This is a genomic window from Niabella pedocola, from assembly GCF_021044425.1.
GTDB classification, from domain to species: Bacteria; Bacteroidota; Bacteroidia; order Chitinophagales; family Chitinophagaceae; genus Niabella; species Niabella pedocola.
In genome coordinates, this window is record NZ_JAJNEC010000005.1 from 2,239,602 (window position 1) to 2,250,397 (window position 10,796).

Here is a 10,796-nt window from a genome sequence, read left to right on the forward strand (position 1 = left end):
AATGACTATGAAGAAGGTTGCGTTATCAATCAGCCTGTTAATATTGTTGGTCTCAGGTGCCGTTGCTCAGATTAATTTATCAAAGCCTGTAGGCGTGCTGGATGGCAAGCCGGAAGTATCGCTGGATGGGGCTGCTACGTATAGTGTTCCGGTGGAGGTGCCGAAGGGTGTTGCAGGCATGCAGCCAACCCTGGCGATCAGCTATAATTCGAGGACAACGGATGGGCTGGCAGGTTGGGGCTGGAACCTTTCCGGCCTGAGTGGTATTACGAGGGGTAACCAGACAAAGTATCATAACGGTTTAACGATACCGGTCCGTTTTAATGCCGATGATAATTTTTACCTGGATGGGCAGCTGCTTATGCCGACAAGTGGTACGAACGGGGGCAATGGGACGGTGTATGAAACAGAGGCAAAAACCTATAGTAAGATCGAGTCCTTTGGATCGGTTAACGGGGATCCCGATTGGTGGCGTGTTACGTCTAAAGATGGCTCTGTAATGGAGTACGGCGTGCAGACAAATGACCGGTTACGATCTACGGCGAACTTTTCCTGGTTTATTTCTTCGGCAAAGGATGTCAATAACAATGCGATTACGTATAACTACTACCAGTATGATAATGATATCTATCTTGATAACCTCACATATTCCAATATAACAATACAACTGAATTATGGATGGAAGCAGAATACGAGCGTTGCATTTGTGGGAGGCGTAGGCTTCAAAGGTTCCCATATTTTAACCATGATAACCATTAATATTGATGGTGTTCGCCAGTTAGATTATAAACTGAACCAGGAGGTAAAGCTGAAGCGCCATTACCTGAAGAGCATAGAACTGGTGGGGACAGATAATGTAAGTTCGGTGCTGACAAATTTTGACTATGGTAATGTGGATGGAGAAGAAGGTTCTTCTATGACTTCGGGTTATTACAGTACTTTAAATAGTTATGGTGTGACATTGGTTCCGGGGGACTATGACGGGGATGGCCGGACCGATTTATTGGTGGCAGATAAACAGGCGCGCCTTAATAAGGATTACACTGTAATCGACAGTGTAACCTCTCAGCGGTATGATATTATTACAGATATCCTACCGGGAAGTGGGTTTTCTTCCCAGTTAAAATGGAGCCAGAACCTGCCCCAGGCCTCCTATGTAAAACAGAATGATCTGACGAGCCCCTATGCAAGCTATCCAACCGACTTTAATGGTAACGGCCGGGAAGGGTTGATCCGGTCTCAGAACATCAATCATAAATTTCAGGATTCGAGGGGTGATTGGCATGAGGATGGAATGAGCTATACACAAAATCTGGCCATAGATAAATTTGAACCCAATGGTTCGGGTGGGATAACGGGTGATACGACACATCTTTCTTTACCGTATTCGATGGGATATACCTATAATTTCTATTTAAAGGATGCAAATTCCTTTGTTCAGGGCGATTTTGATGGAGATGGAAAGGGCGATGAGATCTCGATTATGGGGTATAAATACCAGAGCGGTGAGCATATTGAAGAAAAAAGAGACTGTTTTTTCTGCGGTTGGTATGTTTACCGCAGAACACCGATATATGATTATACCTATAAGGCCTTTTTTACCAATACATCAAATGGTTATTATAATAGTGAGATCCTGGGGTTGGGCAATGAGGCAAAAGATGCAAAGGCTATTTATGCTATAGATTTTGATGGTGATGGCAAACAGGAGTTGATTATTTTTAAGGCGTACAGTTATCTTGTATATGCAATAAATCCGATTTCAGCGACTTCGGGATATAGTTTCCAGGCAACGCAGATACTGAATGCAAGCAATATCTCATATAATAGTTATAAGCAGGTAATGGCGGGGGATTTTAATGGGGATAAGAAAACAGATGTTGCTTGCATCAGTAACAACTCAAGCTATGCTACAGTATTTTATAGTTCTGGTACGGATTTTAAATCTGCGCCACTCTATCTTCAGTATACTCCTAATTTTGATTACAAGTTTGCAAAACTACCCGGCGCAATACCTCGTCCGGCAAGATTTGTGGCAGCAGATCTAAACGGAGACGGGTTAACAGATATATTTCAGTCTGATACCTATACAGAATCTTATTCGATATATGTGGGCGGTGGAGGATCTTATTCATCTTTTAACGACAACGGCGGGTATGAATGTAACAATGGGACCTGTACCTATTATAATGTAAAGCAGCGCCAGGCGGTGTACTACTCCAAGGGGCTGGATTATTATGAAAATTATCAGCCCACCCAAACTACCTATGTATGTGCAAGTGACTGGAATGATTTCTCATATCAGCACCCTGATGCAATGATTGTATACTCGGATTATGGGGGTTGTTACGATCCCTATACCGGTCAGCCGACAGACAACTATTATGTGGAATATGATTATCAGCCGGTAACCAACTACTACGCCATAAACACAATAGTCACAAGCGCTTACAGTATTAATAATACACCATATTTTCCTTTGAGTATCGGTGATTTTGACGGCGATGGTAAACAGGAGTTACTCCAGGGAGACCGGCAGCAATATTATTTGGTTAATGGAACCAATGGCATTGGAAGTTTGGGCAATGTGAGTTTATTGAATAAGGTAACGGATGGTTTTGGCAATGAGACGACCTTTACCTATGGGTCGCTGGCAGAGAAGAGCAGCAGTCCGATATATACAACCACCGGCGCGTTAACCAACAACTACCCTATTAATGTAATGGCCGTGCCCGTTAAAGTAGTAAAAACGTTTCAATCTCCAGATGGCATTGGTGGTGCTGTAACGCGAAGTTACAAATATGAGGATCTGGTATTAGACCGGCAGAAAGGGCTTTTGGGCTTTGCTAAAATGACAACGTCATCAACTCTTGGTGATAAATCTGAGTCAATAAGTCTGTTGAATAGCTATTATCGGTTGTTACTATCCAAAACCAATAATACATACCTCAACGATACACTGCTCAGCACATCGGTTATCACCAATACCATTGTGCCATTGAGTACTTCAGCTACAAGGTATTATACTTCGTTTAATCGGGTTAAGGTGCAACCCTCGGTGAGCGTTGAGCGTAATTTGATTAGTGGTGCCGCAATTAAGAGAGAGTTGAGTTATGACAGCTATGATAACGTGACGCAACAAGTGATCAAGACCGGTTACTGGAACGGTTCGGATGTAACAGAACTAGAAGCAGAAACTACAACTACCCAATACACGCAGACAGGCAAAGCGCTGGTACCCATTTTCGCCACCCAGGTTACTGTCGGCAATACAAAAGGCAGTAGTACGTCCAGTAAGATCAGTACAATGGCCTACACGTCGGATCGGGGGTTATTACAAAGTAGAACCGAATGGGCTACCACGCCGATAGCGGCTACAACCTCGTATACCTATAATAACTATGGCAATGCCACACAAATGGTAAATGCAGTGCCAGGCAAGCCAGACCTAACGACAACATATACTTATGACGCTGCACAGAAGTTTGTAACCAACACAGTTGCGAGTTGTGCCGGCATCGTTAACACCAGTTCGACCACCTATCATCCACTATGGGCTACGCTGTTGACAAAGACAGAGGGTGATGGTACAACGGGAAGCCTGACCACAACTTATGAATATGATGCAACAGGAAAAATAAAAAAAACTACAACTCCCCTTGGACATATTATCAATGAAGGCGATACATGGGATGTAGATAATAATGTTGGCGGAACTCGAATCTATTATCACTTTATTGATTACCCAGATGGTGTGAAGGCTGACCAAAAAGTATGGTATGACCGTCTGGGTCGGCCAGTCAAAACTCAGGTATTGGGCTGGAATAACCAATGGACTACACAAACACAAAACTATGATAGCAAGGGTAGGGAGCTGTCCGCAACATCTCCATACTATGTTGGTGAAGATGTGCTTACAACGACCAATGTTTACGGAGGACCATTCGGTCAGTTATCAGCAACGATTACCCCCCATGGCACCTCGACTTTGGCGTATAGTTATCCAGGATCCGGGCAGATCATCATTACTCAAACCAATCCTGCTGGTCAGGTAATTAGCAACAAGAAGGACGCAATTGGACTGACAACTGAAACCACAGATCATGGAGGAACGATCATATATGATTACAATGAAAAGGGAGCCTTGCGTGGTACCGCAGTCAATGGGACAACAATGCAGACAGTGACCTACGACGCTTATGGTAGGAAAATTCAACTTGCAGATGCCAATGCAGGGACTTCGACTTATCAATATGATGCCGCAAACATGCTGACCCAACAGACTGATGCCAATGGTAAAATGACCAGTTTTACATACGATGGAGTAGGGCGAATAACCAGTAGAACTACTGTAGAAGGTACCATAACTTATCAATATTACAACACATCAAATAACAAGGCACTTTGGAAGGCATATAATGCGAATCATATAAAAGAAATCGTATACGACAACTATCGGCGTGTTAGCACGGAAACTGAGACAATAAGCGGCGAAGGCAACTTTACAACCACGTATAACTATGATGCTAATGATAATCTGGCGTCGACTACATATCCAAGTGGTACTATCGTGCAGCAAACCTATAATAATGCAGGTATGCTGGCTACTGTAACGAGTGCCGGACAAACGCTTTATAATGCAACGGATTATAATGGTTTTGGTAAGGCTTCTGGATACTATTTGGCAAATGGTTTGCAAAGTACAATAACATATACAAAAGGGTTACCGACTAAATATTATACTTCAGGCATACAGGATCTGCGTTTTGACTTTGATCTTGCAACCGGGAATTTAAACTCTCGCTATGATGCCATGCGCGGCCTGACTGAAGTCTTTACTTACGACAATCTCAATCGCCTCACTACTGCCGCGGTAAATGGCACACAGCAGTTCGCCATTAGTTATGATGGTTCGGGCACGTCACAAAGTGTTGGCAATATAGTTTCAAAGTCAGATATCGGAAGTTATACTTACATGACGGCCAAACCAAACGCGGTTGCCTATGTAAGCCCGATGGCGGGAGCCTCTCCTTTAATAAATGATGCCGCATTAAGTGTTAGCTATAGCAGCTTCCAGCGGCCTTTGCAAATAGTAAAAGGAGCAAACACATTGGATCTTACCTATGGCGTAGATGACGAACGTATAAAGACCGTGCAGAGTGTCGGCGGTGTGTTAGAAACGAAACTGTTTATAGGAAACTACGAAAGGCAGGTGCTGAATGGGGGAAGTACAGTAAATCACATAATATATGTACAAGGAGGCAACGGTCTTTGTGCAATGATCGTAAATGGTGCGCCGCATGCAGTTTATACGGATTATCTGGGAAGTATTTTAACTGTGACTGATGCCAGTGGAACAGTGGTTGCCCAGCAGAATTTTGACGCGTGGGGACGAAAGAGGGATCCGAATAACTGGACATATGCAGGAGTATCATCAGTACCGGCATGGCTATATCGAGGTTATACAGGTCATGAGCAACTGGAGGCATTTGAGCTGATTAACATGAATGCACGACTGTATGACCCCTACACGGGAAGAATGTTAAGCCTGGATAACTATAGCGGATACCTTGCCGGAACTCAAGGATTGAATCGGTATTCTTATGCCAATAATAACCCGCTTAAGTTTATAGATCCCTCCGGTGAAGTATTTGGTATCGACGATGCGCTTATTATCTTGGCAATGGCCTATTTTGGAGGTGTACAAGCAAACTTTTTTAGTGCGTCTGAAAATGGTGGTAATCCTTTTAATCCTGGTGATTGGAATTGGAAAAGCCCTAGTACTTATATCGGCATTGGTTCTGGTGCGCTGTCGGGGATGGGTATGGCTGGAATTCAATTACCAACTCTTTTCCCTCAAATTGACGGTATCATACCCAGAGGTCTCTTTCAAGCCGGCGAGAATGTATTAATAAATGGCATTGCCAATACTGTTACTGGAGAACCATTCTTTAAAAATTGGGGAGGGGTAGCACTTTCTGGTTTTGTTTATGGGGGAATTTCTGGGTATAATTTGGCAAATGAACACAGCAAAAATTTGTGGTGGGGATCTGACGTAGGATATAATAGAAATAAATGGTCTTTTTTTAATAGTGACATTCCCGATGAAACGATTGATTTTCGCATTCCCAGTGTTGGTTCGAAACTGGAAAACGATTGTGTTCCAACCACGTTTGCTGAAATTGAGACAAGACGAGGAGATGCGAGAACCTATGAGAATTTTAAAACACTCACAAAGTATCAGGATGATATAGGCGTTTCGACATCTGGGGTATCATATCGAAAATTGGTTAATGGCACGTTTACCGATGTTAGCCAGCTAAAGCCTAACGAATATGGTAAGTTGTTTGATGCAAACTACATGCGTAATGCCGCAAATAATGGAGAGGTATTTTCGGTGCATTTTGGAGGGGTTACAACTGCACATGCAGATAATGTGAGGACCTTGCAAGTTTTTTATGGAAATCCTACAAAAAATAGATTGACGTTTAGGCAAAGTAGTTATAACTTTACTAATTCTACTAAAGGCCTTTCTATTTTGAGTATATTTAGGTTCTTTTAAAAACAGATTGTTTATGAAGATCAGGTATTTATTTTTCTCTTTGCTTACGATTTTGCCTTTCCAGAAGTCGAAAGCACAGGCCGTTGTCGAGCAACTGAAGCGATTTTATAAGAAAGCGGATGTTAATTGTTATTTGGCGAAGATTGAGAAAAATGTAAACGATTATTTTGTTTTAGAAAATAAAAATTGGGGGCGGGATAAAAATGGCATCCCTCCAGATAAGGTTGATTTACATGATAATAAAATTGTTTACTACCGATATGGCAATGGGGGTAAATTAAGCCATAAAGATGAATACAAAGTTGTTCCAATGTTAACTGTTCAATTTGTAGATACTGAATCTTTAAAAGAAAAGGAGGACATCTACAAACACATAACTATCGACAGTTCAATAATTTTTACTCTTGCTTGTGTTGATGATAAAATGAAGACAATGGCATTTGCTAATTTTTATGGGGGCACATTTGGATATCTCGATTTAGAACAGGGATTTAATCGAAAGGGATCTTTAAATATCCCTAATCTTAAACAGGTAATAAATAACATAAATAAACATAATCCTGAGTTGATACTATATAGTCAAGCTTTAGCGACTCATAGTAATGGAGTTACTGGAACTTCTGACTCTAATGGCTTCATGTTTATTAAAAACGGGAAAATTTATGTATTTAGGGTTAATGAAAGGGATGTTTATGAACTGAATGATTTTATTAATAAATTTTTTACCTTAAATAGGATTCGAGATCTTAACGAAGCTTCTGTTCCTTTGATTTATCAAAAGGGAGAGTTGACTCGACGAACAGGAAATACACCAGAAATGGAAAAGCTAAGCTGTCCGGAAGTTTCCAGGTAAGAGGAACAACGTAAAGTTGAATATTAAAACAATTGATGTTTTCGACAAGAGCCCTTTTCAATTATTCAGAAATTCTTTTAATTTCTTCGAAAAGAGGTGAGTTTATACCATCAAGCGCTGGATTGAAAATTGTGTTCACAAGGTTCCAATATTTTCTTGTGTAGGTTTCAGAAGTTTAGTTATTATCAGTGATAATCGATAAAGAATACAATGAAGCTGCAGCATACTCAAACAATGCCCTTTGCCTATAAAGGCTCAAAAAAAGTACATGCCTAACATATTTTTTTATTTTGTTGGGCTGATGGGTTTCTTGAGCGACAACTTTAAATTGACAAGTGTAAATAGACCATCAGCGAAAGGATTTGGCGTGTTACCCTATAAAGAATAAAATCCCCCTCTGACGCAGGTCTGTCGTCAGGGGTTGTGCATGGCTACCTGTGCTCTCCTATTACTTATAGTGGTTACCAAGGGGGACGCATGCTATGGCAACTATAGTAGCAGAAGGTGGAGGCGAGATCAGCAAGGTGTTACTTCGTACCAACTCACAATTGCAGAAAAAATTATGAAGCATGGTCCTGGCTTCGGAGTGTTTGGCAAATGGAATCCTGCCAAAAACGCGGAATTTAATGCGGCTATTCATCGGCACATTAACGCTACTGGGGTTCGGATGATAAATGGTATATATGAGGAAAAAGCTGTAATTCATTACGTGAACCCTAGTACAGGAGTAAATGTATTTTCTTCACCAAACAGGAAACTTCATTAGCGGTTGGAACTAAATTCTGCACAATTTGATAATGTTCTAACACGGGGGAAGGGTATAGATATGGAAAATAATAAAAACAATGAACGCATTCTGTTACTTCAGTTGAGTAGTGATGAAGCAATAGTCTTATTGGAATGGTTAATTAACTTTAATCAAAAAGAGCATAATGAACTTTTTGAGGACCAAGCTGAAAAGAGAGCTCTTTGGAATTTAGAAGCACTTTTGGAGAAAAATGTTCCTGAGATACTTAACCCTGACTATCTGGAAATTCTTGCCAAAGCTAGAGAAAAATTGAGGGACGATGTCTAACTCAGCACATTAGTGGAAGTATTGAACACGGAGCGTTCTAGTGTCGGTCTGTAGTTAAGGTTTTGCATGGCCGACCTGCGCTATTCGTTACTTATTTTTGCCATTTTAATTTTCGCCCGTTTAATGAGTGGATGCAATTAACGGAAATATTAGTCAATAAACCTTCTTTGTCAGGCCTATCGCCCGGTGTATGTGCGGTGACCGAGTAATGTATTAATCGTTACTCTTTTACTGCATTAGTTTTTGTTTCATTTCCTGTCGAAACAAAAAAGCGCCAATGAGTTTAGAAGCTTCCGTTTTATTTAGTACGGAGTAGCATTGAACTAGCGTAACAGTGTACTGTTGTTAGTGCATTCAGTTGCCAGATAGGGTTATCCGGCGAGAACAAGGATTGCATAAAGCTCTTTGAATTATAGAGTCAGATATTTCCGAAGTACCCTTCAGTGCCGGCGGCCGAATTGGCATCTATTTCCGGCAAAGCAATGCCTACCGCTTCGAAATGCAGGACCACCTGGGCAATGTGCTGGCCGTATAGGTAAAAACAAGTCCCGATGGCCATCGGGAACAGCACAGATTATGTGGTCTCCCGGGATTACTATCCCTTTGGAATGGAAATCGCGGAGAGAAGTTATACCGATGCGGATGGATACCGCTATGGATACCAGGGAAAATATGCAGAGAAGGATCCGGAAACGGGATGGAATGCGTTTGAGCTGAGGATGTATGATAGCCGGGTGGGCAGATGGTTGAGTATGGATCTCAAGGGGCGAATTTTTAAGCTTTTATGTGGCGATGGGCAATAAACCGGTGAATAAGACGGATCCAAGTGGCGGCCGCGCAAATCCTGCCGGAGCAAGTGCGGCAGACTTGCAAGTCTCTGAAAATTCTGGGGCAGAATAAGCAATATATCTTTGAATCATTTAATAAAATTCCAATTTGTGCTACGAAATATAAAATAATGGGTATTATAATTGAAAATAAAAGCATTTGTCCAATTTGTAAACTTGTTTTGAATAATGAGAAACCATATCATATATTTCCTCCGCTAATCAGTAATATTCTTGATGATCTATATTTATTTAGTGATGCCGGCGTTCATATAGACTGTCTCAATAAAAGTGTGCTTAAAACAAAATTATTTTACCATTTGAAAATCTATAAACGTCGAATGTTAAACCAAGCAGCGATATGCGCGGTTAGCGGAGAAGTTATTAGTCAGGCCGATTTGGTTTCCTTTGGTTTACTTACTTCTAATGAGGCAGATTCGTTATATCAGTATAACTATATGACTTTTAATAGAAGAAATATATCTAGATGGCCACAGAAGGAAGAGTTTATAATAGTGGCAGAGGACTTCCTGCGGCGTGGAAAATGGAGTAGCGCTTGTGGGCTTAATTATTTAGAATATGTCTTGGATGTAATAAAATAAAAAAATGAAGAAATATTATCGGCGTTAGTGCTTTCTTTTTAATTTTTGGCGCAGCCATTATTATGTCCTTTTGCGAGGAAAGGAGTTAAAAGAAAATGGAGTGTTGATCCTGGTAAAATGGCCTTGGCATTCAAGAGGCCCTACCTGTCTTCTCTCAAAACTCATGGAGCCAACAGCTTCTTATAAATACATTCAAACCTTTTTTACCAAAACACAATACAATGAAAAAGATTTTAACTGTTGTTGTTTATTACAATTGACTACAGTAGTTCTTAATGCACAAACCTGAAGCGACTCCACCCCGGTAATATTTGTTACAACCAGGGACTGTTGGTATCGGAAACAGCAGCCCGGCTTCTACTCTGTATTTTAACAAGCCAGTCTCGGGTAAAATAATTTTCAAAGCTGGTCTGGCATGGAAGCCTATAGAATGGGAAGGGTAGATCAGCAGGACCTGCGGTTTTATGTAACATATGGCACAACCGCCCCGCCCTCGGGATATAAATTTTCCGTTGCCGGCAAAGCCATTATGGAAGAAGTCTAAATAAAACTTTGGGCTTCCGGCTGGCCCGATTATGTTTTTAAACCCTCCTACCGTTTGATGCCCTTAAAAAATGTAGAACACTTTATCCAGGAGAACGGTCATCTTCCGGAAGTGCCGCCTGCTAAACAAGTGGAACAGAACGGAGTAGCAGTTGGTGCCAACCAGGCAATGCTGTTGAAAAAAATAGAAGAACTGACCCTCTATATCATTGATCAGCAAAAGCAAATAACACAGCTGCAACAGGATATAAAAAAAGTTACTGGGGGTAAAAGAAAACGCTGATAAAACGAGCAATAGATATAGTGTTGATAAAAACGGGTGTTTACTGCGGAT

At 41.2% G+C, this 10,796-nt stretch carries 8 protein-coding genes; all 8 read left to right on the top strand.

What is annotated here, in order from left to right; translation table 11 throughout:
* The first annotated feature begins 7 nt into the window (after positions 1-7).
* The 8 genes from LQ567_RS16865 to LQ567_RS16890 all read left to right on the top strand — a co-directional run bounded on the left by LQ567_RS16865 (position 8) and on the right by LQ567_RS16890 (position 10,745).
* A complete protein-coding gene (locus LQ567_RS16865; RefSeq protein WP_231006369.1) occupies positions 8-6,562 on the top strand; it encodes an FG-GAP-like repeat-containing protein in 6,555 nt (2,184 codons plus the stop codon).
* 13 nt (positions 6,563-6,575) lie between these two features.
* Positions 6,576-7,415, top strand: coding sequence for a hypothetical protein (locus LQ567_RS16870; RefSeq protein ID WP_231006371.1), 840 nt, complete (start codon positions 6,576-6,578; stop codon positions 7,413-7,415).
* Between the two features lie 562 nt (positions 7,416-7,977).
* The gene (locus LQ567_RS26315) at positions 7,978-8,181 is read left to right on the top strand and encodes a colicin D domain-containing protein (RefSeq protein WP_394800400.1); all 204 of its coding nucleotides are present in this window, start codon (positions 7,978-7,980) and stop codon (positions 8,179-8,181) included.
* Positions 8,182-8,184: 3 nt separating this feature from the next.
* On the top strand, positions 8,185-8,490 hold the full coding sequence (locus tag LQ567_RS16875; RefSeq protein ID WP_231006373.1) for a hypothetical protein: 306 nt from the start codon (positions 8,185-8,187) through the stop codon (positions 8,488-8,490).
* A 551-nt stretch (positions 8,491-9,041) separates the two neighbouring features.
* A complete protein-coding gene (locus LQ567_RS16880) occupies positions 9,042-9,293 on the top strand; it encodes an RHS repeat-associated core domain-containing protein (RefSeq protein WP_231006380.1) in 252 nt (83 codons plus the stop codon).
* A 155-nt stretch (positions 9,294-9,448) separates the two neighbouring features.
* Positions 9,449-9,919 (top strand): hypothetical protein, encoded by a 471-nt coding sequence (locus LQ567_RS16885; protein ID WP_231006389.1) that lies wholly within the window; start codon positions 9,449-9,451, stop codon positions 9,917-9,919.
* Positions 9,920-10,334: 415 nt separating this feature from the next.
* Positions 10,335-10,463: a hypothetical protein gene (locus tag LQ567_RS26075; protein ID WP_262909621.1), complete on the top strand. Its 129-nt coding sequence runs from the start codon at positions 10,335-10,337 to the stop codon at positions 10,461-10,463.
* Positions 10,464-10,520: 57 nt separating this feature from the next.
* Positions 10,521-10,745 (top strand): hypothetical protein, encoded by a 225-nt coding sequence (locus LQ567_RS16890; RefSeq protein ID WP_231006391.1) that lies wholly within the window; start codon positions 10,521-10,523, stop codon positions 10,743-10,745.
* Positions 10,746-10,796 lie beyond the last annotated feature (51 nt).